This window comes from Pseudomonas sp. IT-P100 (assembly GCF_949767185.1).
Taxonomy (GTDB): domain Bacteria; phylum Pseudomonadota; class Gammaproteobacteria; order Pseudomonadales; family Pseudomonadaceae; genus Aquipseudomonas; species Aquipseudomonas fluorescens_B.
The window spans coordinates 39,843-66,346 of the sequence record NZ_CATKQK010000056.1; the positions used below are offsets into that span (position 1 = coordinate 39,843).

Annotated in this window: 22 protein-coding genes and 3 pseudogenes; 10 read left to right on the plus strand and 15 right to left on the minus strand. The window is 60.8% G+C overall.

Annotated elements, in window-relative coordinates; translation table 11 throughout:
* Window positions 1–58 precede the first annotated feature (58 nt).
* The 3 genes and pseudogenes from ilvD to ACM6IQ_RS25580 all read right to left on the minus strand — a co-directional run bounded on the left by ilvD (window position 59) and on the right by ACM6IQ_RS25580 (window position 4,689).
* Window positions 59–1,900, minus strand: coding sequence for a dihydroxy-acid dehydratase (ilvD, locus tag ACM6IQ_RS25570; RefSeq protein WP_017341308.1), 1,842 nt, complete (start codon window positions 1,898–1,900; stop codon window positions 59–61).
* Window positions 1,901–2,158: 258 nt separating this feature from the next.
* A pseudogene (locus ACM6IQ_RS25575) lies at window positions 2,159–3,359 on the minus strand (Bcr/CflA family efflux MFS transporter).
* Between the two features lie 133 nt (window positions 3,360–3,492).
* The gene (locus ACM6IQ_RS25580) at window positions 3,493–4,689 is read right to left on the minus strand and encodes a class I SAM-dependent rRNA methyltransferase (protein ID WP_017341306.1); all 1,197 of its coding nucleotides are present in this window, start codon (window positions 4,687–4,689) and stop codon (window positions 3,493–3,495) included.
* Window positions 4,690–5,067: 378 nt separating this feature from the next.
* Between ACM6IQ_RS25580 and ACM6IQ_RS25585 the strand changes: the two genes are divergently transcribed.
* Genes ACM6IQ_RS25585 through ACM6IQ_RS25595 form a run of 3 tightly spaced genes read left to right on the plus strand, consistent with a single transcriptional unit; the run spans window position 5,068 to window position 7,098 of the window.
* On the plus strand, window positions 5,068–5,883 hold the full coding sequence (locus ACM6IQ_RS25585) for an HDOD domain-containing protein (RefSeq protein ID WP_162491074.1): 816 nt from the start codon (window positions 5,068–5,070) through the stop codon (window positions 5,881–5,883).
* 29 nt (window positions 5,884–5,912) lie between these two features.
* Window positions 5,913–6,725 carry a bifunctional DNA-formamidopyrimidine glycosylase/DNA-(apurinic or apyrimidinic site) lyase gene (gene mutM, locus ACM6IQ_RS25590; protein ID WP_017341303.1) on the plus strand — a complete coding sequence of 271 codons (813 nt, stop codon included), beginning with the start codon at window positions 5,913–5,915 and terminating at the stop codon, window positions 6,723–6,725.
* Window positions 6,726–6,774: 49 nt separating this feature from the next.
* Window positions 6,775–7,098, plus strand: a complete 324-nt coding sequence (locus ACM6IQ_RS25595; RefSeq protein WP_017341302.1) for a hypothetical protein — start codon at window positions 6,775–6,777, stop codon at window positions 7,096–7,098.
* 97 nt (window positions 7,099–7,195) lie between these two features.
* On the opposite strand, the gene ACM6IQ_RS25600 is transcribed toward ACM6IQ_RS25595, so the two are convergent.
* The 5 genes from ACM6IQ_RS25600 to ACM6IQ_RS25620 all read right to left on the minus strand — a co-directional run bounded on the left by ACM6IQ_RS25600 (window position 7,196) and on the right by ACM6IQ_RS25620 (window position 11,854).
* Window positions 7,196–7,447 (minus strand): YfhL family 4Fe-4S dicluster ferredoxin, encoded by a 252-nt coding sequence (locus tag ACM6IQ_RS25600; protein ID WP_003195146.1) that lies wholly within the window; start codon window positions 7,445–7,447, stop codon window positions 7,196–7,198.
* Between the two features lie 123 nt (window positions 7,448–7,570).
* Window positions 7,571–8,050: a pantetheine-phosphate adenylyltransferase gene (gene coaD / locus ACM6IQ_RS25605; RefSeq protein ID WP_007945531.1), complete on the minus strand. Its 480-nt coding sequence runs from the start codon at window positions 8,048–8,050 to the stop codon at window positions 7,571–7,573.
* 115 nt (window positions 8,051–8,165) lie between these two features.
* Entirely contained in the window at window positions 8,166–9,761 is a 1,596-nt protein-coding gene (locus ACM6IQ_RS25610) for a GMC family oxidoreductase N-terminal domain-containing protein (protein ID WP_414880149.1), read from the minus strand.
* Window positions 9,762–9,831: 70 nt separating this feature from the next.
* On the minus strand, window positions 9,832–10,377 hold the full coding sequence (locus ACM6IQ_RS25615; RefSeq protein ID WP_414880150.1) for a twin-arginine translocation pathway signal protein: 546 nt from the start codon (window positions 10,375–10,377) through the stop codon (window positions 9,832–9,834).
* A gap of 28 nt (window positions 10,378–10,405) precedes the next feature.
* Window positions 10,406–11,854: a coniferyl aldehyde dehydrogenase gene (locus ACM6IQ_RS25620; RefSeq protein ID WP_414880266.1), complete on the minus strand. Its 1,449-nt coding sequence runs from the start codon at window positions 11,852–11,854 to the stop codon at window positions 10,406–10,408.
* A 128-nt stretch (window positions 11,855–11,982) separates the two neighbouring features.
* On the opposite strand from ACM6IQ_RS25620, the gene ACM6IQ_RS25625 reads away from it, so the two are divergent.
* Both ACM6IQ_RS25625 and ACM6IQ_RS25630 read left to right on the plus strand, forming a co-directional pair.
* A complete protein-coding gene (locus ACM6IQ_RS25625; RefSeq protein ID WP_017341298.1) occupies window positions 11,983–12,654 on the plus strand; it encodes a TetR/AcrR family transcriptional regulator in 672 nt (223 codons plus the stop codon).
* Window positions 12,655–12,686: 32 nt separating this feature from the next.
* On the plus strand, window positions 12,687–13,541 hold the full coding sequence (locus ACM6IQ_RS25630; protein ID WP_414880151.1) for a sulfurtransferase: 855 nt from the start codon (window positions 12,687–12,689) through the stop codon (window positions 13,539–13,541).
* 79 nt (window positions 13,542–13,620) lie between these two features.
* Here the strand turns inward: ACM6IQ_RS25630 and ACM6IQ_RS25635 are convergent, their stop codons facing one another.
* Window positions 13,621–14,448, minus strand: a complete 828-nt coding sequence (locus tag ACM6IQ_RS25635; RefSeq protein ID WP_414880152.1) for an AraC family ligand binding domain-containing protein — start codon at window positions 14,446–14,448, stop codon at window positions 13,621–13,623.
* Between the two features lie 4 nt (window positions 14,449–14,452).
* On the minus strand, window positions 14,453–15,451 hold the full coding sequence (locus ACM6IQ_RS25640) for a hydrolase (RefSeq protein ID WP_414880153.1): 999 nt from the start codon (window positions 15,449–15,451) through the stop codon (window positions 14,453–14,455).
* Between the two features lies 1 nt (window position 15,452).
* Here ACM6IQ_RS25640 and ACM6IQ_RS25645 point away from each other — a divergent pair, with 1 nt between their 5' ends.
* Window positions 15,453–15,593 (plus strand): hypothetical protein, encoded by a 141-nt coding sequence (locus tag ACM6IQ_RS25645; protein WP_414880154.1) that lies wholly within the window; start codon window positions 15,453–15,455, stop codon window positions 15,591–15,593.
* Window positions 15,594–15,605: 12 nt separating this feature from the next.
* On the opposite strand, the pseudogene ACM6IQ_RS25650 reads toward ACM6IQ_RS25645, so the two are convergent.
* From ACM6IQ_RS25650 to ACM6IQ_RS25670, 5 genes and pseudogenes are all read right to left on the minus strand, one after another.
* Window positions 15,606–16,961, minus strand: a pseudogene (locus ACM6IQ_RS25650) (M16 family metallopeptidase); the annotation flags it as partial.
* 24 nt (window positions 16,962–16,985) lie between these two features.
* A pseudogene (locus ACM6IQ_RS25655) lies at window positions 16,986–18,251 on the minus strand (M16 family metallopeptidase); the annotation flags it as partial.
* Window positions 18,252–18,433: 182 nt separating this feature from the next.
* Window positions 18,434–19,045 carry a 16S rRNA (guanine(966)-N(2))-methyltransferase RsmD gene (rsmD, locus tag ACM6IQ_RS25660; protein WP_017341294.1) on the minus strand — a complete coding sequence of 204 codons (612 nt, stop codon included), beginning with the start codon at window positions 19,043–19,045 and terminating at the stop codon, window positions 18,434–18,436.
* Window positions 19,045–20,535 (minus strand): M16 family metallopeptidase, encoded by a 1,491-nt coding sequence (locus tag ACM6IQ_RS25665; protein WP_414880155.1) that lies wholly within the window; start codon window positions 20,533–20,535, stop codon window positions 19,045–19,047. Before ACM6IQ_RS25665 ends, rsmD begins: the two co-directional genes overlap by 1 nt.
* The gene (locus tag ACM6IQ_RS25670) at window positions 20,528–21,883 is read right to left on the minus strand and encodes a M16 family metallopeptidase (RefSeq protein WP_017341292.1); all 1,356 of its coding nucleotides are present in this window, start codon (window positions 21,881–21,883) and stop codon (window positions 20,528–20,530) included. The genes ACM6IQ_RS25665 and ACM6IQ_RS25670 overlap by 8 nt, the downstream gene beginning before the upstream one ends.
* A gap of 344 nt (window positions 21,884–22,227) precedes the next feature.
* Here ACM6IQ_RS25670 and ftsY point away from each other — a divergent pair, with 344 nt between their 5' ends.
* The 4 genes from ftsY (at window position 22,228) to rpoH (ending at window position 26,406) form a co-directional block, all read left to right on the plus strand.
* Complete coding sequence (gene ftsY, locus ACM6IQ_RS25675; protein ID WP_414880156.1) at window positions 22,228–23,745, plus strand: signal recognition particle-docking protein FtsY; 1,518 nt, start codon at window positions 22,228–22,230, stop codon at window positions 23,743–23,745.
* Complete coding sequence (gene ftsE, locus ACM6IQ_RS25680; protein ID WP_017341290.1) at window positions 23,742–24,413, plus strand: cell division ATP-binding protein FtsE; 672 nt, start codon at window positions 23,742–23,744, stop codon at window positions 24,411–24,413. The genes ftsY and ftsE overlap by 4 nt, the downstream gene beginning before the upstream one ends.
* Window positions 24,410–25,432 (plus strand): permease-like cell division protein FtsX, encoded by a 1,023-nt coding sequence (gene ftsX, locus ACM6IQ_RS25685; RefSeq protein ID WP_017341289.1) that lies wholly within the window; start codon window positions 24,410–24,412, stop codon window positions 25,430–25,432. Before ftsE ends, ftsX begins: the two co-directional genes overlap by 4 nt.
* A gap of 119 nt (window positions 25,433–25,551) precedes the next feature.
* Window positions 25,552–26,406: an RNA polymerase sigma factor RpoH gene (gene rpoH, locus ACM6IQ_RS25690; protein ID WP_007897890.1), complete on the plus strand. Its 855-nt coding sequence runs from the start codon at window positions 25,552–25,554 to the stop codon at window positions 26,404–26,406.
* Window positions 26,407–26,504: the final 98 nt, after the last annotated feature.

Consider the following 26,504-nt stretch of genomic DNA (forward strand, 5'->3'; position numbering starts at 1 on the left):
TCGAGAGCAAAAAAATGCCCCGCACTTGGCGGGGCATTTTTATTTCTGCGATTGACGCTTACAGCCCGTCAAGCATCGCCTTGTTACGCACAGCACCCTTGTCGGCGCTGGTCGCCAACAGGGCGTAGGCCTTCAGTGCGGTGGTCACCTTGCGTGGACGTTTTTCCACAGGCTTCCAGCCTTTCTGATCCTGTTCGGCACGGCGCCCGGCCATTTCTTCGTCGCTGATCAACAGGTTGATCGAGCGGTTCGGAATGTCGATCAGCACTTTGTCGCCGTCCTGCACCAGGCCAATCGCGCCACCGGCAGCCGCTTCCGGCGAAGCGTGGCCGATGGACAGGCCCGAAGTACCGCCGGAGAAACGACCGTCAGTCAGCAGGGCGCAGGCTTTGCCCAGGCCTTTGGATTTCAGGTAGGACGTCGGGTACAGCATTTCCTGCATGCCTGGGCCGCCTTTCGGGCCTTCGTAACGGATGATCACGATGTCGCCGGCCTTCACTTCGTCCGCGAGGATGCCGCGTACGGCGCTGTCCTGGCTTTCGAAGATCTTCGCGTTGCCTTCGAACACGTGGATCGACTCGTCGACGCCGGCGGTTTTCACCACGCAGCCGTCCAGCGCGATGTTGCCGTAGAGAACGGCCAGGCCGCCTTCTTTCGAGTACGCGTGTTCGACACTGCGGATGCAGCCGTTTTCACGGTCGTCGTCCAGGGTTTCCCAACGGGTCGACTGGCTGAACGCGGTTTGTGTCGGGATGCCCGCCGGGCCAGCCTTGAAGAAGTGATGCACCGCTTCGTCGTCGGTCTGGGTGATGTCCCACTTGGCGATGCCTTCGGCCAGGGTCTTGCTGTGCACGGTCGGCAGGTCGGTGTGCAGCAGGCCGCCACGGGCCAGCGAGCCGAGGATGCTGAAGATCCCGCCGGCGCGGTGCACGTCTTCCATGTGGTACTTCTGGATGTTCGGCGCGACTTTGCACAGTTGCGGCACGTTGCGCGAGAGACGGTCGATATCGCGCAGGTCGAAATCGATCTCGGCTTCCTGGGCGGCGGCCAGCAAGTGCAGGATGGTATTGGTGGAACCGCCCATGGCGATGTCCAGGGTCATGGCGTTTTCGAACGCCTTGAAGTTGGCGATGTTGCGCGGCAATACCGACTCGTCGTTCTCACCGTAGTAACGCTTGCACAGCTCGACGATGGTGCGGCCAGCCTGCAGGAACAGTTGCTCGCGGTCGCTGTGGGTCGCCAGGGTCGAACCGTTGCCCGGCAAGGCCAGGCCCAGGGCTTCAACCAGGCAGTTCATCGAGTTGGCGGTGAACATGCCGGAGCACGAACCGCAGGTCGGGCAGGCGCTACGCTCGTACTCGGCGACTTTCTCGTCAGAAGCGCTGGAGTCGGCGGCGATCACCATGGCGTCGACCAGGTCGAGACCGTGGCTGGCCAGTTTGGTCTTGCCGGCTTCCATCGGGCCGCCGGAGACGAAGATCACCGGGATGTTCAGGCGCAGGGCAGCCATCAGCATGCCAGGGGTGATCTTGTCGCAGTTGGAGATGCAGACGATGGCGTCGGCGCAGTGGGCGTTGACCATGTATTCGACGGAGTCGGCGATGATCTCGCGGCTCGGCAGCGAATACAGCATGCCGTCGTGGCCCATGGCGATGCCGTCATCGACAGCGATGGTGTTGAATTCTTTCGCTACACCGCCGGCGCGTTCGATTTCGCGGGCGACCAGTTGGCCCAGGTCCTTGAGGTGGACGTGGCCCGGTACGAATTGGGTGAACGAGTTGGCAATGGCGATGATCGGCTTTTTGAAGTCGTCATCTTTCATCCCCGTGGCGCGCCACAGTGCGCGGGCACCGGCCATGTTGCGGCCGTGGGTGGATGTTTTCGAGCGGTAATCAGGCATGAAGCACTCCGGGCGGCTAATCAGGTATCAAAAGGGAAGTGAGCTTCTATTGACGTCTGGAACACTCAGAAATGGCCGTGTGTCCGGAAGTTGCCGATAACTTTGCGGGATCGCCGCGCGCTTCAGCTTGAGCTCATAAACCCGCCGGGGGATGACTGGCGATGAATGTCGCGATTCTACACGGCTGGCGTCAGGAGGGAATGCCGGGAAGCATTGATCCGGCAACCGTGGCGTGTGCGGGATGACGACCGGCGTTTATCAACTCGCGTTCAACGCCAGATTGCGCTGCATGATCAGCGCGTTCAAACCAAGGCCTGCCGCGCTCAGGACCAGGAAACACAAGGCGAGTGCCGTGGTGAGATCTGCGGACGCGAGATTGATCACCACACTGATCACCCCGCCGCAGAGGAAGATCATGACGCCGCCGACCGATGAGGACGTACCGGCATCCTGTGGATAAAGGGTCATGGCTTTGGAGTTGGCGATAGGCCGGGCAATGGTGGTGCCGGCCGTGCAAATGAGCATGGGGATCAGCACCGCAGCGGCAGTGAGCCCGAACTGATTCGCCAGCCACAGCATGACCAACCCCGACAGTGCGATAAGCCCCAGGCCGATCACGATCTGCGAATTGGCCGGCAGACGCCGATGCAGCGCACTGGCGACTATCCCGCCGAACACATAGGCCACGCCGTACAGCAACAATGTCCAGGCAAATTCGTAGGGCGAGAGTGCCAGGCGTTCCATGAAAATGATCGGTGACATGACAATGAATGAAAAATGGCAGGCGAAGGCCAGGCCGGAAATAAGCCAGTAACCCATGAAGCGCAGGTCGGAACACAGCCGCCAATAGGCACTGAAAAAACGACCGGGCGCCGCATTCCGACTGCGTGGGCTCTCCTTGAGCAAGACGCCAGCCTTTATCCAGACAATCGCTGCCAACGCGATAAAGACATAGAAGCTGCCCCTCCCAGCCCAGATGCATTTGCAGCCAGGTTCCGAGCAGCGGCGAGATGGAAATGAACACCCCCGCGGCGGTGGTCATCCAGATCCTGATTCGTTCCTGTTCCTTGCCGACGAACAGATCCTGGATCAGCGCCTGCGACAGCACAAAGGAACCGCAACCCACGGCCTGAATGACTCGAAACACCAGGAACCCGCTGTATTCGCTGGAAAGCAGGCAACCGGTTGCACCGACCACCGAGATGGCGATACCGGTCAGCAACAGGGTCTTGCGCCCCCACAAATCCGACAACGGTCCGACCAGCACCACCGATAGCGCAAGACCGATGGCGAACAGACTGACCGAAAGGGCAATGTCGGAGGCTGAGGTCTGGAAGTAGTCAGAGAGCGCGGGAAAGGACGGGAGTACGACGTCCAGCGGGAATACACCCAGTAGCGTCATCGTCATCAAAAGCAGGATGAGCGACGATTTTTTTGCGGTATGCGTGGAAGGGGTCATCAACAACGCTCTCGATCCGTGAGGGGGGCCGAGAGTTGACCTGATGGATATGGAAGTCAATGCATGAGGGCGCAGGAAACTTCCGAATCAGTTGTAGGAGCGAGCAAGCTCGCTCCTACAGTGTTTCGTGTTGTTAGCTGTTTGGCAGCAACCGGCAAGTAATGCTCTTGATGTAACGGGTTTCAGCAATCGCCGGGTGCACCGGATGGTCCGGACCCTGGCCGCCACGCTCCAGCATCTGAATGTTGCGGTCCAGGTGGCGGGCGCTGGTCAGCAGGATGTTCTGCAGGTCGTCTTCCGGCAGGTGCATCGAGCACGAAGCGCTGACCAGGATGCCGTCCTTGCTGAGCAGGCGCATGGCTTGCTCGTTCAGGCGACGGTAGGCGCCTTCGCCGTTTTTCATGTCTTTCTTGCGTTTGATGAACGCCGGAGGGTCGGCCACGATCACGTCGAAACGTTCTTCGCTGGCTTTCAGCTCTTTCAGGGCTTCGAAAACGTCGCCTTCGATGCAGGTCATTTTCTCGGCAAAACCGTTCAGCGCAGCGTTACGTTCCACGCCATCGAGGGCGAAGGCCGACGCGTCGACGCAGAACACTTCACTGGCGCCGAAGGCGGCCGCTTGCACGCCCCAACCGCCGATGTAGCTGTAGAGGTCGAGTACGCGTTTGCCTTTGGCATAAGGGGCCAGGCGTGCGCGGTTCATGCGGTGGTCGTAGAACCAGCCGGTTTTCTGGCCCTGGATGACCGGCGCTTCGAATTTCACGCCGTTCTCTTCCAGCGCGACCCACTCCGGCACCAGGCCGAACACGGTTTCGACGTAGCGGTTGAGGCCTTCGGCGTCACGGGCGGCGGAGTCGTTCTTGAACAGAATGCCGCTTGGCTTGAGCACTTGGGTCAGCGCCGCGATCACGTCATCTTTATGCGCTTCCATGGTCGCCGAAGCGATCTGCACCACCAGGATGTCGCCGAAACGGTCGACCACCAGGCCTGGCAACAGGTCGGAGTCGCCGTAGACCAGGCGATAGAACGGCTTGTCGAACAGGCGATCACGCAGGGACAGGGCAACGTTCAGACGATGCACCAGCAACGATTTGTCCAGCGGCAACTTGATGTCGCGCGACAGCAGGCGGGCGCAGATCAGGTTGTTCGGGCTCATGGCGACGATGCCCAGCGGTTTGCCGCCGGCCGCTTCGAGGATCGCCTGGTCGCCGGCCTTGAAACCGTGCAAAGGGGTGGCGGCCACATCGATTTCGTTGCTGTAGACCCACAAGTGACCGTTTCGCAGGCGACGGTCGGCGTTGGCTTTGAGGCGCAGGCTAGGCAGGGACATGACGTCGCTCCGGAAAAAAGAGCGGGAGTATAGCGTGTTGCAGCGCTGCCAGGTTTGGAGGTGGACATGTGGCAAGGGAGCTTGCTCCCGCTGGACGGCGGAGCCGTCCCGAAAACGGCTGTTGCAGTACATCAGGCGGCTGCATTCGCTGGATTTACGTCTGCTTCGCAGCCGAGCGGGAGCAAGCTCCCTCGCCACAGGGAAATGCATTGCGCTCAGGAGACGGATTGGGAATTTTATGAAACTTCAGATGATGAGCCGACCATGGTGTCGGATCCAACTTTATAAAGGTTAGAATCGCCACCTGTCCCAGAGTGTGTACTTATGTCCCAAGAGCTGACCACCGAACAGATCCAACAGTCCCTGCAAGGCATCAGCGTGCCGGCCCAGCCGCAGATCATGGTGGATCTGCAGATGGAGCAGTACATGCCCGACCCGGATCTGGAGGTGATCGCCAAGCTGATCTCCCAGGACCCGGGCCTCTCTGGTTCCCTGCTGAAAATCGTCAACTCGCCGTATTACGGCTTGAGCAACAAGATCGCCTCGATCCAGCGTGCGGTGAATCTGCTGGGTAGCCGTTCGATCATCAACCTGATCAACGCGCAGTCGATCAAGGGCGAAATGAACGATGACACCATCGTCACCCTGAACCGATTCTGGGACACCGCTCAGGACGTGGCGATGACTTGCCTGACCCTGGCCAAGCGCATCGGCGTCCAGGCCGGCGATGAAGCGTACGCCTTGGGCCTGTTCCACGATTGCGGCGTGCCGCTGATGTTGCAGCGCTTCCCCAACTACATGACTGTTCTGGAAGAAGCCTACGCCAACGCCAGTGCTGAATGCCGCATAGTCGACACCGAAAACCGGGTGTTCAATACCAACCATGCGGTGGTCGGTTACTACACGGCCAAATCCTGGCGTCTGCCTGAGCACGTGAGCACGGCGATCGCCAATCACCACAATGCACTGGCGATTTTCAGCGATGAGTCATCGCGCAACAGCCAGCTGAAAAACCTGCTGGCGATCCTGAAGATGGCCGAGCACATTTGTGCGTCCTACCGGGTACTGGGCAACCAGAACGATGACCACGAATGGAACAGCATTTCGGCGCTGGTGCTCGATTACGTCGGCCTTTCGGACTACGACTTCGAAACCCTCAAACAAACGATTCGCGACCTCGGCGCTCACCGCTGAGTGTGGTGAAAGCCTGATTCGAGAGCACCATGCCTGAACTGCCGGAAGTCGAAACCACCCGCCGCGGTATTGCGCCGCACCTGGAAGGCCAGCGCGTCAGCCGGGTGATCGTGCGTGACCGTCGCCTGCGCTGGCCGATCCCTGAAGACCTGGATGTGCGCCTCTCCGGCCAGCGTATCGTGCTGGTGGAACGGCGCGCCAAGTACCTGCTGATCAATGCCGAAGTGGGCACGTTGATCAGTCATTTGGGGATGTCGGGCAATTTGCGTTTGGTGGAAGTCGGCATGCCGGCCGCCAAGCATGAGCATGTGGACATCGAACTGGAATCGGGCCTGGCCCTGCGTTATACCGACCCGCGACGGTTCGGCGCGATGCTCTGGAGCCTCGACCCGCTCAACCACGAACTGTTGATTCGCCTGGGGCCGGAGCCGTTGACCGACCTGTTCGACGGCGAGCGCTTGTTCCAGCAGTCCCGCGGGCGTTCGATGGCGGTCAAGCCGTTCATCATGGACAACGCGGTGGTGGTCGGCGTCGGTAATATCTACGCCACCGAAGCGTTGTTTGCGGCCGGTATCGACCCGCGCCGCGAGGCCAAGAGCATTTCCCGGGCGCGCTATCTGAAGCTGGCCATCGAGATCAAACGCATTCTGGCCGCCGCCATCGAGCGCGGCGGTACGACGTTGCGCGACTTTATTGGCGGCGACGGTCAGCCGGGTTATTTCCAGCAGGAACTGTTCGTGTACGGCCGTGGCAGTCAGCCATGCAAGGTGTGCGGGACAGAGCTGCGGGAAGTCAAGCTCGGGCAGCGTGCCAGCGTCTTTTGCCCGCGCTGTCAGAGCTGATATTTCCTACGGTCTATAGTCAGTGTTCTCACTGTTATAGGACCGAGCCATGAACCTGCTTCGAACCGCTGCCGTCGTTGTGTTGCTGAGCGTTGGTACGCCAGTGCTGGCGGCAAATACCGGCAGCGGTGATCCGCGCTACACCATCCAGAACCCTCCGGCCTACGCCATGCTCGGCGATTTGCTGATTGCCCGACCTTTGCTGGTCGCGGCAACGGTGATTGGCGCGGGGGCATTTGTGGTGTCGTTGCCGTTCACCGCACTGGGCGGCAATGTTGGCGATGCGGGGCAGGCGCTGGTGGTTGATCCGGCGAAGGCGGCGTTCGTGCGGTGCCTGGGGTGTATCGGGGAGGGGTTTGAGCAGCGGGAGTGAGGAAGGAAAAATCAAAAGATCGCAGCCTTCGGCAGCTCCTACAGGCGATCGCAAAGTATCTGTAGGCGCTGCCGAGGGCTGCGATCTTTTCAGGCTCTCAAGCCTTGCCGGTAATCTTCCGGTACTTCTCCATCAACTGCTCTTCAGTCTCCGGATGCGCCTCGTCCAGTGGAATGCAATCCACCGGGCAGACCTGCTGGCACTGAGGTTCGTCATAGTGGCCGACACACTGGGTGCACAGGTTCGGGTCGATCACGTAGATCTCTTCGCCCTGGGAGATGGCGGCGTTCGGGCACTCGGGTTCGCAGACGTCGCAATTGATGCAATCGTCGGTGATGATCAGGGACATGCTAACTCCAGCCGGGGCGCAAGGCCCGGGCGCAATAAACCAATGCGCGCAATTGTGCCGCATTGGCGGGCGCAGTGCACGCGGGCCGCGATAAAGTGAAAAGATCGCAGCCTGCGGCAGCTCCTACTTCTTGAAGCGTTCGGTCAGGGCGTCCGCCACCGCAGGGTGGACGAACTTGGTGATATCGCCGCCCAGGGCCGCGATTTCACGGACCAGCGTCGAGGAGATGAACGAATAACGCTCGGACGGCGTAAGAAACAGGCTTTCCACGTCCGGCGCCAGCTGACGGTTCATGTTGGCCAGCTGGAATTCGTATTCGAAGTCTGACACTGCGCGCAAACCACGCAGGAACACGTTGGCGTTCTTCTCTTTGGCGAAATGCGCCAACAGCGTCGAGAAGCCGACGACTTCAACGTTCGGCAGATGTTTAGTGACCTCGCGGGCCAGCTCCACACGCTGTTCCAGGGGAAACAACGGGTTTTTCTTCGGGCTGGCAGCGACGGCGATGATCACATGATCGAACAGGCGCGCGGCGCGTTCGACCAAGTCGCCATGGCCCTTGGTAATAGGGTCGAAGGTACCTGGGTACAACACTCGGTTCATCGCGTCGTCCTGGCGGGAGTCCGTTGGGGAGTCGGATGGTATCGCAGCCTTCCCGGTCGGCCAAGTCGCCTGTTGGGTAAGAAAGCACTATAGACGATGGGAATATTCGCTCTTTTCACGGGTTTTTCAAACGTTCGGCGAGCGAAGTCGCCAGTTGCGCCGTCAGCCCGTAGACCGACAATTGCGGGTTCGCGCCAATGCTGGTGGGGAACAGCGAGCCGTCGTGGATCGACAGGTTGCTCAGTTGATGGTGCCGGCCAAGGCTGTCGGTCACGGCATTTTTCGGGTCTTCACCCATGGCACAACCGCCCATCACATGGGCACTGCCCAGGCGAGTGCGATACAGCTCAAGGCTCAAACCGTCGATCAGCGTGCGTGCTTCGGCCAGGGTTTTCACGTAGCGCGCGTCGGCGTGCATCGGCATGACGGCGTTGGCGCCACCGGCGAACTGGATCTCGGCCATGCTGTGGAACGCGCGGCGCAAACCGTCCCAGGCGTAGGCTGAAACCTGGTAGTCGAGCACCGGCGTGTTGTCACCGCGCAGCTCGACACTGCCGCCGGGGCTGTCCGGGTGAAAACCATCGCGCAGCAGCGCCAGCATGGCGTGGGTGTGGGGCAGGTTTTCCATGTGCCGGGCGTTTTCCGTGCCGAAACCGCCGAGCAGGGTGGCCGCCAGCGCCGGGTGCAGCGGTGGCACTTCGAGTTTGTAAGCCATCTTGCCGGTCGTGCCGTCCTGCCATTGGAAGTGGTCGGAGTAGATCGACTGCGGCGCGCCGTAGAACGGATTGATCACCTCGTCGAACAGCCCGGCGGACATGTTGACCAGATGCAGAAAGGTCCGTTTTCCCAGCCGCTTGTGCGGGTCTGGCGCATCCGAGCGCAACAGCAGCGCAGGGCTGTTGATCCCGCCGCCGGCCAGTACGTAATGCCGCGCCTTCACCGTGATCGTCTTGCCCGTGGGGGTGACGCAACGGTCGTCCATCGCCACGCACTGCAGGCTCGTGACCTTGCCGTCCTTGATCACCAGTTTTTCCGCGCGAGCCAGATAAATAAGTTCACCCCCCTTTTCCAGGGTCGCTGGAATCGTCGTCACCATCATCGATTGTTTGGCGTTGGTCGGGCAGCCCATGCCGCAATAACCGAGGTTCCAGCAACCACGCACGTTGCGCGGGATGACGTGCCAGGTGTAACCGAGCTTCTCGCAGCCCTTACGGATCACGTCATTGTTGGCGTTGGGCGGAACCATCCACGGCGCGACGCCGAGACGCTGTTCCATTTTCTCGAACCATGGCGCCATCTCCGTGGGGCTGTGGCCTTTGACGTCGTGCTCCCTGGCCCAATGCTCGAGCGTCGGGTCCGGGGTGCGAAAGCTCGACGTCCAGTTGATCAGCGTAGTGCCGCCCACCGCCCGGCCTTGAAGGATGGTGATCGCCCCGTCCTTGCTCATGCGGCCGATGCCTTCCTGATAGAGGCTGGTATAGGCCTGATCCTCGAGCAACTTGAAATCGCTGCTGGTCTTGAGCGGGCCTTCTTCGATCAGCAACACCTTGCAGCCGGCGGCGCTGAGGATTTCAGCCGTCGTCCCGCCACCGGCGCCGCTGCCGATGATTGCGACGTCCGCTTCGAGGGCCAGGTCTTCGGTCAGTTGCGAGCCGTCGTGGGTTTTCCAGCCGCGGGCCATGCCTTCGCGGAACGGATCGGGTACGGGCATGTTCGGGTTCTCTTATTGTTTTTGGAGGCTGTGGTGATGCGGCTGACGCCTTCGCGGGCAAGCCTCGGTCTCAAACCGTGGGAGGCCCGGGATACCCGCAATGCGCCCACGATTCCACCCGGCTGTACCACGCCATCATCACCAGTTGCAGCAACGAGCTGTACCCCATGCGCAACAGGCTCAACGAGCTGTTTTCCCAGCGATCAAGAAAGTGCCTGATCTCGTCGGCGCTGGCGTTTTCCCAACTGCCCCAGATGCCGGTCAGTGGCCCACGAGTCACGGCCATCCCCAGCACATCGAACAACTGCCGGGTCAGCTTGAGCATTTCCGGCGACAGGTGATTCAGGCTGTTATCCAGGCTGTGCAAGGTCTGGTCTACCGCCCTCGGCAAACTCCCGGCGACCACGGCCCCCTCGAGCATCACCGGAATCAACGCCCGCAAAAACAGCAGATCGCCGCTGCGCAGCATCGCGAAACCGTCAGCCGGAATGCTCGACGAACATCCGCTGAGGCTCGCGCCCAACCCGGCCGTGGCCAGGAAAGCGCTCGCGCCGAGGCTGAACTTGAGCAGGCCGCGCCGTGACAGCGCGGGTGTATCGGACAGGCTTGGGCTCATTATTGTTATTACCCGAAGAATTTGATCGTTAGCGGATAAACAGCTTCTGGATCAGTTTCTGGATGGTTTTGCCGTACGGTGGGTAGATCAGCTTCGCCGCGTTGAAGCGCTGTTTGATCAGCACACCTTTGGCCTTGCTGAATGTCAGGAAGCCTTCATGGCCGTGGTAATGGCCCATGCCCGAGGCGCCGATGCCGCCGAACGGCATGTCGTCCTGGGCAACATGCAGCAACGTGTCGTTCAGGCACACGCCACCGGAATGGGTCTCGTGCAGGACGCGGTTTTGTTCGCGCTTGTCGTAGCCGAAGTAATACAGCGCCAACGGACGAGGTCGCTGGCTGATGTAGGCAAATGCTTCATCCAGGTCCTTGTACGGAACGATCGGCAGCAGAGGACCGAAGATTTCGTCCTGCATCACCATCATCTCGTCAGTGACGTTGAGCAGCAGGCTATGGCTCATGCGGCGCCCCTGACCCTGGTCGAACAACGGAATCAGCAGCGCGCCTTTGCTGGTGGCATCGCTGATGTAGCCATTGAGCCGGGCCAGTTGTCGGTCATTGATGATCGCGGTGTAGTCCGGGTTGTCAGCCAGGGTCGGGTAAAATCCGCGAACTGCCTGGCGATAGGCTTCGATGAAAGCGCCCACGCGGTCTTCCGGAACCAACACGTAGTCCGGGGCCACGCAGGTTTGCCCGGCGTTGAGCGTCTTGCCGAAGGCGATGCGTTCGGCGGCATCTTTCAATGGCACATCCCGGGAAACGATGGCCGGGGATTTTCCGCCCAGTTCCAGCGTCACTGGCGTCAGGTTCTCGGCGGCCGCGCGCATCACATGTTTGCCGATGCTGGTGGCGCCGGTGAACAGCAGGTGGTCGAAACGCAGGCGGGAGAACGCCACGCCGATATCGGCCTCGCCGAGCACCACGCACACAAGGTCTTCGGGAAAGATCCGGCCCAGCAAAGCCTTGAGCAGCAGGCCGGTGGCGGGGGTCGACTCGCTGAGTTTGAGCATCACCCGGTTGCCCGCCGACAATGCGCCCACCAAAGGGCCGATGGCGAGGTACAGGGGGTAGTTCCAGGGCACGATCACTCCGACCACGCCCAACGGCTGATAAACGACTTTGGCCGAGGCGGGCTGAAAGGCAACACCGACTTTGCGCCGTGACGGCTTCATCCAGCCCTTGAGGTGCTGACTGGCGTAGTGAATGCCGTGCAGGCTCGGCATCAGTTCGGCGAGCAGGGTTTCATCGGCGCTGCGGTGGCTGAAATCCTGGCTGATGGCGTCGATCAGCGCCTGGCGTTCAGTGCTCAACACATCCCGCAACGCTTTGAGCCATTGCTGGCGCTGCGCCGCGGGGGGCATCGGGTTGGCGGCATAGGCTGCACGCTGGGCCTCGAACAGGGTTTGGAGTTCTTCCAGTGGCTGCTGCAGATTCTGGAGGTAGGCAATTTCAGCAGACATGGTCATCTCCGGATTTATTGTTGTGACGAGCTTTTTAGAGTCTATGCTCTAGAAAGTCAAATGACATCCTGGCGCAGCGATGTTTTATCCACGGGCGGATAGGTCGTAAGATGCCCGGCAACGCCCTCTGAATTAAAGCTCAAGCCATGGCCCCACGGATCAAAACCAGCGAGCGCATCGTGCAGAACAGCCTGGAGCTGTTCAATCAGCAGGGCGAGCGCAGCGTCAGCACCAACCACATTGCTGCCCACATGGAAATTTCCCCGGGCAACCTGTACTACCACTTCCCCAACAAGCAGGCGATCATCGCCGTATTGTTCAGTGAGTATGAAAGCCTGGTGGACAGCTTCCTGCGCCCGCCCCAAGGGCGCGCCGCGACGGTGGAGGACAAGCGTTACTACCTCCAGGAGTTGCTGGCAGCCATGTGGCGCTACCGGTTTTTGCACCGTGACCTCGAGCACTTGCTCGACAGCGATCCGGAACTGGCCGCCCGTTATCGGCGTTTTTCCCAGCGCTGCGTGATCCAGGGCACGGCGATCTACAAAGGGTTCGTCGAGGCCGGCATCTTGAAGATGGATCGGGTACAGATCGAATCCCTGACCCTCAACGCCTGGATCATCCTGACGTCCTGGGTGCGTTTCCTGTGCACCACGCGGGAGAACTCCAATCACCTGAGCGAACAGGCAATCAAGCGTGGGGTGTACCAGGTGCTGGTGCTGGAAGCCGGGTTTGTCACGGATCAGTCCCGCGATGCGGTCAACGCCTTGTTCGAGGAGTTTTACGTGCCGCTGGCGCAAGCCCTGGAAGAAGTACAGTAGGATCAGACATCGCCTAATCACTGGAGCCCGTTATGCCCATTGCGCAATTGATCAGCCCGCAAGCACTGGACCTGAAAAAGGAGCAGCCAGGGTTGGTGATTCTGGATTGTCGTTTTGCCCTCGAAGACCCGGATTACGGCCAGCGCAGCTATGCCGAAGGGCATATCGCCGGGTCGAGTTTTGCCGATCTTGAGCGCGACTTGAGCGGGGCAGTGGTCAAAGGAGTGACCGGGCGCCATCCGTTGCCCGAGCCTGGAGAGTTGATCGAGCGTTTGCAGGCCTGGGGCATCAACGCCGACAGCGAAGTGGTTTTGTATGACGATGGTCCCGGCGCCTATGCGGCGCGGGCCTGGTGGTTGCTGGCCTGGTTGGGCAAGCGCGACGGCGTGTTCATTCTCGATGGCGGGCTCAAGGCCTGGCACGCGGCGGGTTTGCCCCTGAGCCTCGATGCCTCTGGTGTTGAACGTGGCACCTTTAACGGGACGCCGGACAACGGGCTGATCCTGAGCGCCGAACAGCTTCAGCAACGTCTCGGCCAACCCGCGATGACCCTGCTCGATGCCCGGGCCTTGCCGCGTTTCAAGGGCGAAGTGGAACCGATCGACCCGATTGCCGGGCACATTCCCGGCGCGCAATGCGCGGCGTTCACCGGCAACCTTGGCAGCGACGGGCATTTCCTGCCGGCCGATCAGCTCAAGCAGCGGTTTGCCGAGAAACTGGGCAATCGTTCACCGAATGATCTGGTGGCGTACTGCGGCTCTGGCGTGACGGCGTGTCATAACCTGTTTGCGTTGTGCCTCGCGGGATATCCGTTGGGATCGTTGTATGCCGGGTCGTGGAGCGAGTGGATCAACGAACCTGCGCGGGGCGTCGCCACCGGCGAGTAAAGATCAGAAGATCGCAGCCTCCGGCAGCGCCTGCGCATTCCCACTGTAGGCGCTGCCGAAGGCTGCGATCTTTTTGTTTCTAAAGTCGGGCTCTGCGATACGCCCCCGGGCCCACTCCGTAAACCTGCTTGAACTGCCGATTCAGATGACTCTGGTCGGCAAATCCCAATTGCGTGGCCACTTGCAGCGGCAGACAGCCACTCTGCAATAACCCTCGTGCCCGGGCGATGCGCTGCTGTATCAGCCAGGTGTGCGGTGGCATGCCAGTGGCGCGGCGGAACACCCGGGCGAAATGGAACGGCGACAGGTTCACCGCTGCCGCGAGTTCTTCCAGCGAAGGCGGCGCCGCCAATTGCGCCTGCAGGAGTTCCTTGGCCAGGGTCACCGCGCGGTGTTCCTTGCCGGGTTTGCCGGCGTCCGGGACAGCGGCGTGACGTTGCAGCAACGACAGCATCAACTCCCGCCAGGCGGTCTGCTGTTGCAGGGCGGTTGACGGTGTTTCGAGCAGCCGGTGCAGTTGGCAGAAGCCCTTGACCAGATCCGGATCGCGATACAGCGTGGCGCCAAACGCCGGCAAGGTGTGGGTTGGCAGTTCCAGCTCGGTCAGCAGCGAGAGAATCTGCCCGCTGTCGGGATAAAACGCCCGGTACAGCCAACCGTCTTCCGTGCCCTTGTGCCCAGTGTGCAATTCATCCGGATTGATCAACACCAGCGTGCCGCTGCCCGCCAGGTGTTCGGCGCCGCGATAGCGATAACGCTGAGCGCCGGCCATGATCATGCCGATCACGTAACCGTCATGCACATGCGGGGCGAAGCGGTGTTCGATGTAGCGCGCAGACAACAACTCTACCCCGGCCAACGGTGCCGTTTGCCAGAAATGGATCGACTCGCCCTGATCGGTATCCATCGATTTACCCACGACCCACGGCGGCCAGCCACTGCGGGATGCGCCGTTCCAGGTAGTAACCCGGTTGCCGGAACGTGCCATCGACGAAGCCGACATGCCCGCCCCTGGCTTGCAGCTCGAACTGGGTGCAGGCGGATAATTCCTCGGCTGACGGCAGGCTGTGAGGGAACACGAACGGGTCGTCGGCGGCCTGAATGATCAGCGTCGGCGTGCGAATGTCCCCAAGGAAATAGCGGCTCGAGGCACGGCGATAGTAATCCTGAGCATCGGTGAAACCATGCAGCGGCGCGGTGACCCGGCCATCGAAATCCCAGAAGGTGCGCATGTTTTCCAGCGAGCCCAGGGCGGCCAGCTTCGCCAGGCCATCCTCGCGCCCGTCATGCTGGAACTGCCGCTGCTTGTTCTTGATGTAGGCGACCATCTCGCGCATGAAGTGCGCCTGATACACCTTCGAGAAACCCTGGCCGATACGGTCGGCGCACTGATCGAGCCGAAACGGCACCGACACTGCCACGGCGCCGACCACGCCGCTGTCGCTGCCGGTCTCGCCCAAGTGTTTGAGCAAAACGTTGCCGCCGAGGGAATAACCGACCGCGTACAGCGGCGCGAGCGGTCGTTTGGCCCGCAGGTGTCTGATGGCTTCGGCGAGGTCTTCACTGGCACCGGAATGGTAGCTGCGTGGCAACAGATTCGGTTCCCCCGAGCAGCCGCGCCAGTTCAGCGCGACGCTGGCCCAGCCCTGGGCGCCCAGTGCTTTCTGCACGCCGGCCACGTAAGGTGAATTGGAGGAACCGGTCAGGCCGTGCAACACCAGCACCAGCGGCGTATCGGCGCGGTGCGGACCGTGCCAGTCCAGGTCAAGGAAATCACCGTCCTCGAGCCACAAGCGTTCACGCTCGCGTTCGATGTGCGTGGTTTTGCGCCACAGCGGTCCCCACAAGGTTTGCAAGTGCGGGTTGCCAAGGCCGAAGGCGGGGGTGAAGCGTTCTGGCGGAAAAGACACGATGGCTCTCGATGCAGCGGTGCGCAACCTGTGCGCACCTTTTCAGGCCGGTGGGTTAACCGGCGATCTCTGCCATACGTTGCCACAACGAACAGTAGAGTCGCTCGGTTTTCTGCTTGCCGATGCTGCGAAAGTCGCCTGACAGATTGAGCAATTACCTGGCAGGTTTATCTGCAGGCTCCGGCAATGGCTTTTGCGGGACGGTCGGTCCTGCGCTGATGATGACCAATTTGTCCATGCTCAGGTGTTTGTTCAATGCGGTTTTGACCTGCGCTACGGTGAGACGCTGGGACTGCTGCATGAAGTCGTCCAGATGATTCAACGGCAGGTTGTAAAAGCCGATAGACGCCAGTTTCGCGACGATGTGTGCGTTGCTCGCAGTGGACTGCGGGAAGCTGCCGGCCAACGCGCGTTTGGCATCAGCCAGTTCTTTTTCGGTCGGGCCGGTTTTAAGGTAGTCGGCGAGCACGTCCTGTACCAGTTTCAGCGTGCCTTCGCTTGTTTCGGCGCGGGTCTGCAGTTTGATCATGAACGGACCGCGCGCCTGCATCGGCGTGAAGGCTGAAACAACCCCGTACGTCAGGCCACGTCTTTCGCGGACTTCGCTCATCAGTCGAGTGCCGAAACCGCCGCCAAGGATCTGGTTGCCCATGAACAGTGCCGCGTAGTCTGGATTGTCATGGTCGATGCCCAGTTGTGCGAGCATCAGAATGGTCTGTTGCGATGGGAATTCGATGTGGCTTTTGCTGGCATTGGGTTCTATCGGTTGCGGGACTTTCGCCAGGGCCGGGCCTTCGGGCAGGGTCGCGGATATCTTCGCGGCAATGGCTTCCGCTTCGGCACGGGACAAGTCACCCACCAACGAGATCACCACGTTGCCGGCCGCGTAGGCTTTTTCGTGGAACGCGCGCAGCTGGGTCGGGGTGATGGACGGAATGGCTTGCGCCGTGCCATCGCTGGCATGCGCGTACGGATGATCGCCATACAAGCGGTTCATCAACTCCAGGCTCGCCCGTTTGCCCGGGTCATGCTTCTGATCTTCGAAAGCGGCGAGGGTCTGATTGCGCAGGCGCGCATGCGCGTCGTCAGGGAAGGTTGGCTTGCCTACGACTTCGGCGAAGAGGGTCAGTGCCGGATCGCGTTTGTCCTTGGCGCTGAGGCTGCGCAGGGAGACTTGCGCCGTATCCAGATCAGTGCCGGGGGCATACTGTGCGCCCAGGCTTTCGAAACCCTGGGCAATAGCGTTGGCATCACTGCCCGCAACACCTTCGTTGAGCATCAAGTTTGTCAGCATGGCCAGGCCTGGAGTGTCTCCATCCCGGCTGCTGCCGGCAGCGAAGGTCAGACGCACGTCGAACATCGGTAACCCTCTGGCCTCGGCGAACAACACGTTGGCGCCTTCGGTGGTATTCCAGGTCTGCATGTCGAGCAGGCGATGACTTGGCGCCTTGCCGTCGAGCTCAGCCAGCGATTGCAGCATTTGGCTGGAGTTCTCCTTGTCTGGCACTTCGCCTTCGCCGGACTCATCCCCATCCTCTTTATTGGCCTCCATTGGCAGGATATGGGCGACGCTGAGCCGCTCGCGGGTGAAATACAACGTGGCGGCTTTCTGGATGTCTTCTGGCGTTACGCTTTCCAGCTCGGCCAGTTCGGTGTCCATCCATTTCCACGACAGTCCGAACGTTTCCAGTCGGCCGATAGCGCTGGCCTGGCGGGTGATCGAGTCGCGCTCGTAAACCAGCCCGGCGATGACTTGTGCGCGTACGCGTCCCAGTTCTTCAGTGGTCGGCGGTGTGGTTTTCAGCTGGTCCAGCAGCCTCCACAAACCGGCTTCGGCCTGGGCGATGGTTTTGTTTTTATGGCTGTTGGGTGTTGCCGACAGGAGAAACAGGCTGTCGCCCCGGGTGTAGGCGCTATAGCTCGACGTACCGTCGGACACCAGCTCTTCATCGCGTTGCAGTTGCGTCGGGATGCGCGCGCTGTGGCCATCGCCGAGCAAGGCCGAAATCAGGCGCAAGGCATGCACTGAACGCTTGTCTTTGGCGGTCGCGATACTCGGCACGTTGAAGGCCAGCATCAGGCTGGGCAATTGCGTCTTCACGTGCAGAGTCATCTGGCGCTCACCGGGCCTGGCCAGTTCCAGCGGTCTTTTCGCGGCCGGCACATCGCGTTTGGCGATCGGGCCGAAGTAGCGCTGGGCCTGGGCTTTGACTTCGTCCGCGGTCACGTCGCCGACCACCACCAGCGTGGCGTTGTTCGGCGCATACCAGGACTCATACCAGTGACGCAGTTCTTCGACCTTCATCCGGTCGAGGTCAGCCATCCAGCCGATGGTCGGCGTGTGGTAACCGCTGGCCGGGTAGGCCATGGCCTTGAAGCGTTCGTAGGCCTTGGCCATTGGTTTGTCGTCGGTGGTCTGACGACGTTCTTCCTTGATGACTTCGATTTCCCGGGCAAATTCGTCGGCCGGCAGAAGCAGATTGGCCATGCGGTCCGCTTCCAGTTCGAAGGCCACGCCCAGACGATCACGAGCCAGCGTTTGGTAGTACGCGGTGAAGTCGTTACCGGTGACGGCGTTGAATTGGATACCGAGCTCGCGCAGCAGTGGCAGGATTTTGCCCGGGCCGACTTTTTTGCTGCCCTTGAACATCATGTGTTCCAGCGCGTGGGACAGGCCGGTCTGACCCGGAGGTTCGTAGCTGGCGCCGACCTTGTACCAGACCTGGGAGGCGACCACCGGGGCCCGATGATCCTCGCGCACAATGACCTTGAGGCCATTATCGAGTGTGAACTCGGTAGTCGAACTGGAAGTTGTCTCGTTAGTTAATACTTTCATTCCGTTAATAGTCCTTTGCGTCCATGCGAGTTGTTTCGCAAGTTCACAATGAACTAAAGGAAAAGAATCAGGCAAACCGGGTATGTTGCTGTTTGAGAAAGCGGGAAGGCACCCTGGACGGACGGTTTGCCGTCCAGGTGATTACTTTAAGAAGACACTTCAGTGCTTCGCTGCCACAGCGAGTAGTAGACGCGCCCGGATTTCTGCTCGCGGTGCAGGCGCCAGTTCGCCGGCAAACCAAGCGTCGAAGGGGCGGTTTCGCTCTCGGTGTACACCCAGGCGTCGTTCGCCAGCCATTGGCGCTCTTCCAGCAGAGTGCAGACGGTGGGCAACAGGTTCTGGTTGAACGGCGGATCGAGGAACACCAGGTCGTAAGCCACTGCTGGCTGGGTTTCCAGGTAGCGCAGGGCATCGGCCGTCTGGATCTGGCCGGTGGTGCAGCGCAGGGTGCCCAGATGTTCCTTGATGCTTGAGACGGCGATGTTGCTGGCGTCCAGCGCCTGGCCCATCGCCGCGCCACGGGACAGCGCCTCGAGGAAGAGCGCGCCGCTGCCGGCGAACGGGTCAAAGACCTTGGCCCCGGGCACATACGGTGCAAGCCAGTTGAACAAGGTTTCACGCACTCGGTCTGGCGTGGGGCGCAGGCCGGGTGCATCGGGGAAGCTCAGCTTTCGGCTGCCCCATTCACCGCCGATGATGCGCAGTTGATTCACGCCGTTGTGCACGTTGTGAACAGGTTTTTTAGGACGAGTGGCCATTAATGCTCCGGAACCCCGAGCGGCTGCTCGGCAGGTTTATCAGTAGGGGCCGGTAACGGCTTTTGCGGCACGGTCGGGCCAGCGCTGACGATGACCATTTTGTCCGTGCTCAGGTGTTTGTTCAGTGCCGTTTTGACTTGCTCGACGGTCAGGCTTTGGGACTGCTGCATGAAGTCCTCCAGATAGCTCAACGGCAGGTTATAGAACCCCATCGCACCGAGCTGGCCGACGATATCCGCGTTGCTGGCGGTGGACAGCGGGAAGCTGCCGGCCAGTTCACGCTTGGCGTCGTCGAGTTCTTTCTCGGTCGGTCCGGTTTTAAGGTAGTCGGCGAGCACATCCTGCACCAGTTTCAGCGTGCCTTCACTCATCTCGGCACGGGTCTGCAGATTGATCATGAACGGGCCGCGCGCCTGCATCGGGGTAAAGCCCGAATACACGCCGTACGTCAGGCCGCGCTTCTCGCGCACTTCGCTCATCAAACGGGTGCCAAAGCCACCGCCGCCGAGGATCTGGTTGCCCATGGACAGCGCGGCGTAATCCGGGTCGTCACGGTCGATGCCCAGTTGCGCGAGCATCAGGTTGGTCTGCTTGGACGGGAACTCGATGTGGCCGATGCTGGCTTTTGGCTCGTCCGGTTGCGGCAGTTTCGCCAGGGCAGGGCCTTTCGGCAGCGCGCCGGAGACTTGCGCAGCCATCGCCTCGGCTTCGGCGCGGGACAGGTCGCCCACCAGCGCAATCACCACGTTGCCGGCGGCGTAGGCTTTCTCATGGAACGCCTTCAACTGAGCCAGGGTAATGGCTGGAACGGTTTTCGCCGTGCCATCGCTGGAATGCGCGTAAGGGTGGTCGCCGTACAAGCGGTTCATCAGCTCGATGCTGGCGAGTTTGCCGGGGTTCTGTTTCTGGTATTCGAAGCCGGCGAGCATCTGGTTCTTGATGCGCGCAAACGAATCGGCGGGGAAGGTCGGTTTGCCGACGACTTCGGAGAACAGTTTCAGTGCGGGCTCGCGTTTGTCCGCGGCGCTGAGGCTGCGCAACGAGGCCAGTGCCATGTCCTTGAACGCGCCGTTGCCGAAGTCGGCACCCAGTCCTTCAAAGCCCTGGGCAATGGCGCCAACATCTTTGCCGGCCACGCCTTCGTTGAGCATTGCGTTGGTCAGCACGGCCAGGCCCGGCGCATCGCCGTCCTGGCTGCTGCCGGCGGCGAAGATCAGGCGCATGTCGAACATCGGCAACTCGCGGGCCTCGACGAACAGCACCTTGGCGCCTTCGGCCGTGTTCCAGGTCTGCACGTCCAGCGTGCGGCGACTCGGCGCCTTGCCGTCGAGTTCGGCCAGCGATTGCAGCTTCTGGCTGGACTTGGCCTTGTCGAGGGCTTCGCTGGCGATGGATTCGTCAGTCTTCGAGAAATAGAAGGCCGCGGAGCCGATCAGGGCAACAGCAACCAGGCCAATCAGGGCCAGACGTGGTTTTTTACGCTCACTCATGAGTCGTCTCCAGTGGCAGGACATGGGCGACGCTGAGACGTTCGCGGGTGAAATACAGCTTGGCGGCTTTCTGGATGTCCTCTGGCGTGACGCTTTCCAGTTCGGCCAGTTCGGTGTCCATCAGCTTCCACGACAGGCCGACCGTTTCCAGTTGGCCGATGGCGGTCGCCTGGCTGGTGATCGAGTCACGCTCGTAAACCAGGCCGGCAATCACCTGGGCCCGCACGCGCTCCAGCTCTTCGGCCGATGGCGCGGTGGTTTTCAGCTGTTCGAGCAGCTTCCACAACCCGGCTTCGGCCTGGGCCATGGTTTTGTTCTTCTGGGTGTTCGGCGTTGCCGAAAGCGTGAACAGGCTGTCGCCGCGGGTGTAGGCGTCGTAGCTCGACGAGCCGCCGGACACCAGCTCTTCGCCGCGTTCCAGTTGTGTCGGGATGCGTCCGCTGTAGCCGCCGTCGAGCAGGGCCGAGATCAGGCGCAAGGCGTTGACTGAACGCTTGTCTTGAGCGGTGGCGATGCTCGGTACGTTGAAGCCCAGCATCAGGCTCGGCAATTGCGTCTGCACATGCAGGGTGATCTGCCGCTCGCCGGGTTCGGCCAGTTCCATCGGGATTTTCGCAGGCGGCACATCACGCTTGGCGATCGGACCGAAATAGCGCTGGGCCAGGGTTTTGACCTCTTCCGGGGTCACGTCGCCGACCACCACCAGCGTGGCGTTGTTCGGCACGTACCAGGATTGGTACCAGTGGCGCAGCTCTTCGACTTTCATGCGGTCGAGGTCCGCCATCCAGCCTATGGTCGGCGTGTGATAGCCGCTGGCCGGGTAAGCCATGGCCTTGAAGCGTTCGTAGGCCTTGGACATCGGCTTGTCGTCAGTGCGCAAGCGGCGTTCTTCTTTGATGACTTCGATTTCGCGGGCGAATTCGTCAGCCGGCAGGCGCAGGCTGGCCATGCGGTCCGCTTCGAGTTCGAAGGCCACGCCCAGGCGGTCGCGGGCCAGCACTTGATAGTAGGCAGTGAAGTCGTCGCTGGTGAACGCGTTCTCTTCCGCGCCGAGGTCGCGCAGGATCAGCGAGGCCTCGCCGGGGCCGACTTTCTCGCTGCCCTTGAACATCATGTGTTCCAGCGCATGGGACAAGCCGGTTTGCCCCGGTGTCTCGTAGCTTGAACCGACCTTGTACCAGACTTGGGAAACCACCACCGGCGCACGATGGTCTTCACGCACGACGACCTTCAGGCCATTGTCGAGGGTGAATTCGTGGGTGGGTTGCGGATCGGCAGCGAGGGCTGAAAGTGGCAGACAAACTGTGCTGAGCAGCAGGCCTGCAGCGCGGCGGGCTAGAGCATTCATTCGTTTTTTAAACCTGTTGAGCTGCCCGCTTGGTCTTAGCGTCGGCGGGCGAGAGGGTGCTAGGATACTGATCCGTTTTACTGGCGGCCACGCCTATCAGGCCATTGCGTTTGATCAGGTTGTATGGGTTTGCGGCAGAAGGCTGCGTTTTATCAGCTAAACTCCACCTTTTCGCCGATTTTGCCGCATCAGTCTTTCGTGAAATCGTTTTTGTAAGGCGCCATTTGCACCTCTACAAAATGTTGCGCGTGAACAAGCGGGGTCAATCGCAGTCTGTTCTGCATCGAATATTTACTTGCCGAGGCGCCCTTTGGCGCGTCGCTACCGTGAGATAGCCGTCCTCCATGTTTGGTTCCAACGACGACAAGAAAGCCCCAGCTGCGGCTGGCGAGAAGAAAAGCCTGTTCGGATGGCTGCGCAAAAAGCCGCAGGAAACCGTCGTCGAACAGCCACAGCCACTCCCTGAGCCAGCCCCGGCGCCTGTAATAGAAGAAGAGCTGGCGCCGATTGTCCTGCCGAATGCCGAACCGGTGCTGCAACCGATGGCTGAGGCGCAAGCTGAGGTCGTGGCCGAACAGCCGCTGACACCAGCCGCCGAGCCGTGGCTGACATTGCCGGTGGCGGAAGAGCCGGTGGCTTTGGTCGAAGACGAATTGGCGCCGCACATTACGCCGCCGATTCCAGCGCCGACTGCGTTCGCGCCTGAGCCGATTCAGGCTCCGGTGGTTGAACCGACTCTTGAGCCGGTTGTTGTGGCCGCGCCTGCGCCGGTTGTTCCGGAGCCTGTGATTCCAGCCTTCGTTGCTCCAGCCGCTCCGGTTGTTCCTATTGTTCCAGCGCCAGAGCCCGCACCGGTCGTCGCTCCCGTGGCCGCCGCGCCGGTCGTGCCGGTCGAAACACCCGCCGAGCCAGCGCGCACCGAAGAAACCAAGGCCGGTTTCTTCGCTCGCCTCAAGCAAGGCCTGTCCAAGACCAGCGCCAGCATCGGCGAAGGCATGGCCAGCCTGTTCCTCGGCAAGAAGATCATCGATGACGAGCTGCTCGAAGACATCGAAACCCGTTTGCTGACGGCCGACGTCGGCGTTGAAGCCACTTCGGTCATCATCCAGCGCCTGACCCAAAAGGTTGCGCGTAAAGAGCTGGCGGATGCCGACGCTCTCTACAAGTCCCTGCAGGCTGAACTGGCGGCAATGCTCAAGCCGGTCGAGCAGCCGCTGAAAATCACTTCGCAAAACAAACCGTTCGTGATTCTGGTCGTCGGTGTCAACGGCGCCGGCAAGACCACCACCATCGGCAAACTGGCGAAGAAACTGCAACTCGAAGGCAAGAAAGTCATGCTCGCGGCGGGCGATACCTTCCGTGCCGCGGCGGTCGAGCAATTGCAGGTCTGGGGCGAGCGCAACAAGATTCCGGTGATCGCCCAGCACACTGGCGCCGACTCGGCTTCGGTGATCTTCGACGCCGTGCAGGCGGCCAAGGCTCGTGGCATTGACGTGTTGATCGCCGACACCGCCGGTCGTCTGCACACCAAAGACAATTTGATGGAAGAGTTGAAGAAGGTTCGCCGGGTGATCGGCAAGCTCGACGCCGACGCACCGCACGAGGTGCTGCTGGTGCTCGATGCCGGCACTGGTCAGAACGCGATCAACCAGGCCAAGCAATTCAACCAGACCGTCGAACTGACCGGCCTGGCGCTGACCAAGCTCGACGGCACCGCCAAGGGCGGGGTGATTTTCGCCCTGGCCAAGCAGTTTGGCCTGCCGATTCGCTACATCGGCGTCGGTGAAGGCATCGATGACTTGCGCACTTTTGAAGCAGAACCCTTTGTCCAGGCATTGTTTGCCGAGCGGGAGCGTTCATGATTCGTTTCGAACAGGTCGGTAAACGCTACCCGAACGGTCACGTCGGCTTGCATGAGCTGAGCTTTCGAGTCCGTCGGGGCGAGTTCTTGTTTGTGACCGGCCACTCCGGCGCTGGTAAAAGCACCTTGTTGCGGCTGCTGCTGGCGATGGAGCGTCCGACCACCGGCAAGTTGCTGCTGGCCGGCCAGGACCTCGGCACCATCAGCAATGCGCAAATTCCTTTCCTGCGCCGGCAGATTGGCGTGGTGTTCCAGAATCACCAGTTGCTGTTCGATCGCACCGTGTTCAATAACGTCGCGCTGCCACTGCAGATCCTCGGTCTTTCCAAGGCCGAGATCGCCAAGCGTGTGGATTCGGCCCTGGAGCGGGTGGCGCTGTCGGATAAAACCGATCTGTACCCCGGCGACCTGTCCACCGGCCAGCAGCAACGCGTCGGCATCGCCCGCGCCATCGTTCACCGGCCGGCGCTGCTGTTGGCGGATGAGCCGACCGGTAACCTCGATCCGCGTCTGGCGGCCGAGATCATGGGCGTGTTCGAAGACATCAACCGCTTGGGCACCAGCGTGCTGATCGCCAGTCACGACCTGGCCCTGATCGCTCGCATGCGTCATCGCATGTTGACCCTGCAACGCGGCCGACTGATCGGCGACGGGGAGGCCGGCGTATGAGTGCGACACGCAGCCCTAAGGTTTCCGAGCGCGTGGCGCCGAAAGCCGCCGACCCGCAACCGCAGAAGAAAAAACGCGACGATGACGACGGCCCGGACTTTGCCACGCTGTTCCGCGCCTGGGTCGAAAGCCATCGCGCCAGTCTGCTGGACAGTTTGCGTCGCCTGGGCAAGCAGCCCATCGGTAGTTTCTTCACCTGCATGGTGATGGCTGTGGCCCTGAGTTTGCCGATGGGCCTGTCACTTTTGCTAAGCAACGTCGAGCGTCTCGGCGGTTCCTGGCAGCGTGCGGCGCAGATTTCCCTGTACCTGCAACTTGAGGCCAGCCCGGCTGAAGGCGAGTCGTTGCGCGACCAGATCAAAGGCATTCCCGGCGTCGCCGATGCTGAATATGTCGGCCGTGATCAAGCGCTGGAAGAGTTTCAGCAGCAGTCCGGACTGGGCGAGGCGCTGAAGGAGTTGCCGGAAAACCCCTTGCCAGGCGTGGTACTGGTGACGCCGAACGAAGTCGACAAGCCTGCGCTTGAAGCATTACGACAAAAACTTTCCGAGCTGCCGAAGGTACAACAGGCACAACTTGATCTAGTCTGGGTCGAGCGTCTGGCAGCTATCCTGAAGCTGGGCGACCGTTTTGTCTTCGGTCTGACCGTGCTTCTGGTTTCTGCATTACTTTTGGTGATAGGCAATACCATTCGTCTTCATATTGAAAACCGCCGCACAGAGATAGAAGTGATTAAACTCGTCGGCGGCACTGACAGTTATGTGCGCCGGCCCTTTCTGTATATGGGCGCGCTGTATGGCTTCGGTGCGGGGTTGCTTTCCTGGGGTGTATTGGCGTTCGGCCTGAACTGGCTGAACGACGCGGTAGTCGGGCTGGCGGGTTTGTACGGCAGTGATTTCGCGCTGGCCGGAGTGCCGGTTGCCGACGGTCTGTCGCTCTTGCTTGGCGCGGTGCTGTTAGGGTATATCGGTGCATGGATTGCAGTCGCACGCCACCTGAGGGAGCTTGCGCCTAAGTAGTATCATTTTGCTCGTATTGACCTTTCAGCGTTTATGGGTTCAGGGAACTTGTTCTTCGGTTTCCGGTCAATTTTCGCAGTGCTGAACTGCACGAGTTTGTAAGTCGGAGGTTTTTTCGTATGACCAATTCTTTGCAACCTGCATATGCTCTGGTCCCGGGTGCGAACCTGGAGGCCTACGTGCACACCGTCAACAGCATTCCATTGCTGACGCCGGAGCAGGAGCGTGAACTGGCCGAGAGTCTCTATTATGAGCAGGATTTGGGGGCGGCTCGGCAGATGGTGCTCGCCCACCTGCGTTTTGTCGTACATATCGCCCGTAGCTATTCCGGCTACGGCCTGGCTCAGGCTGACCTGATCCAGGAAGGCAACGTCGGCCTGATGAAGGCCGTGAAGCGCTTCAACCCGGAAATGGGTGTGCGTCTGGTTTCGTTCGCTGTGCACTGGATCAAGGCGGAAATCCACGAGTTCATCCTGCGCAACTGGCGCATCGTGAAAGTCGCGACCACCAAGGCCCAGCGCAAGCTCTTCTTCAACCTGCGCAGCCAGAAGAAACGTCTGGCGTGGCTGAACAACGAGGAAGTCCACCGTGTGGCGGAAAGCCTTGGTGTAGAGCCGCGGGAAGTGCGCGAGATGGAAAGTCGCCTGACCGGCCATGACATGGCTTTCGACCCGGCCGCAGAAGCGGACGACGACAGTGCTTTCCAGTCGCCGGCCAACTATCTGGAAGACCACCGGTACGACCCGGCCCGTCAACTGGAAGATGCCGACTGGAGCGACAACTCCAACCACAACCTGCACGAAGCGCTGGAAGTGCTGGACGACCGCAGCCGTGACATTCTTTATCAGCGCTGGTTGGCTGAAGAGAAAGCCACGCTGCACGACCTGGCGCAGAAGTACAACGTGTCGGCCGAGCGTATTCGTCAGCTTGAGAAGAGCGCGATGAACAAGCTCAAGTTGTCGATCGCTGCGTAACCTGCGAGAAGGCAATAAAAAACGCCTCGATCATTGATCGGGGCGTTTTTTTTTGCCCATTTATCCGGCTGGCGCCGGCCCCTGTGGGAGTGAGCCTG

Coding starts and splice junctions, on each gene's coding strand:
- ilvD (WP_017341308.1), bottom strand. CDS start 1,900: ATGCCTGATTACCGCTCGAAAACATCCACCCACGGCCGCAACATGGCC.
- ACM6IQ_RS25580 (WP_017341306.1), bottom strand. CDS start 4,689: ATGTCCCTGCCTAGCCTGCGCCTCAAAGCCAACGCCGACCGTCGCCTG.
- mutM (WP_017341303.1), top strand. CDS start 5,913: ATGCCTGAACTGCCGGAAGTCGAAACCACCCGCCGCGGTATTGCGCCG.
- ACM6IQ_RS25595 (WP_017341302.1), top strand. CDS start 6,775: ATGAACCTGCTTCGAACCGCTGCCGTCGTTGTGTTGCTGAGCGTTGGT.
- ACM6IQ_RS25600 (WP_003195146.1), bottom strand. CDS start 7,447: ATGTCCCTGATCATCACCGACGATTGCATCAATTGCGACGTCTGCGAA.
- coaD (WP_007945531.1), bottom strand. CDS start 8,050: ATGAACCGAGTGTTGTACCCAGGTACCTTCGACCCTATTACCAAGGGC.
- ACM6IQ_RS25610 (WP_414880149.1), bottom strand. CDS start 9,761: ATGCCCGTACCCGATCCGTTCCGCGAAGGCATGGCCCGCGGCTGGAAA.
- ACM6IQ_RS25615 (WP_414880150.1), bottom strand. CDS start 10,377: ATGAGCCCAAGCCTGTCCGATACACCCGCGCTGTCACGGCGCGGCCTG.
- ACM6IQ_RS25625 (WP_017341298.1), top strand. CDS start 11,983: ATGGCCCCACGGATCAAAACCAGCGAGCGCATCGTGCAGAACAGCCTG.
- ACM6IQ_RS25630 (WP_414880151.1), top strand. CDS start 12,687: ATGCCCATTGCGCAATTGATCAGCCCGCAAGCACTGGACCTGAAAAAG.
- ACM6IQ_RS25635 (WP_414880152.1), bottom strand. CDS start 14,448: ATGGATACCGATCAGGGCGAGTCGATCCATTTCTGGCAAACGGCACCG.
- ACM6IQ_RS25645 (WP_414880154.1), top strand. CDS start 15,453: ATGGCTCTCGATGCAGCGGTGCGCAACCTGTGCGCACCTTTTCAGGCC.
- rsmD (WP_017341294.1), bottom strand. CDS start 19,045: ATGGCCACTCGTCCTAAAAAACCTGTTCACAACGTGCACAACGGCGTG.
- ACM6IQ_RS25665 (WP_414880155.1), bottom strand. CDS start 20,535: ATGAGTGAGCGTAAAAAACCACGTCTGGCCCTGATTGGCCTGGTTGCT.
- ACM6IQ_RS25670 (WP_017341292.1), bottom strand. CDS start 21,883: ATGAATGCTCTAGCCCGCCGCGCTGCAGGCCTGCTGCTCAGCACAGTT.
- ftsY (WP_414880156.1), top strand. CDS start 22,228: ATGTTTGGTTCCAACGACGACAAGAAAGCCCCAGCTGCGGCTGGCGAG.
- ftsE (WP_017341290.1), top strand. CDS start 23,742: ATGATTCGTTTCGAACAGGTCGGTAAACGCTACCCGAACGGTCACGTC.
- ftsX (WP_017341289.1), top strand. CDS start 24,410: ATGAGTGCGACACGCAGCCCTAAGGTTTCCGAGCGCGTGGCGCCGAAA.
- rpoH (WP_007897890.1), top strand. CDS start 25,552: ATGACCAATTCTTTGCAACCTGCATATGCTCTGGTCCCGGGTGCGAAC.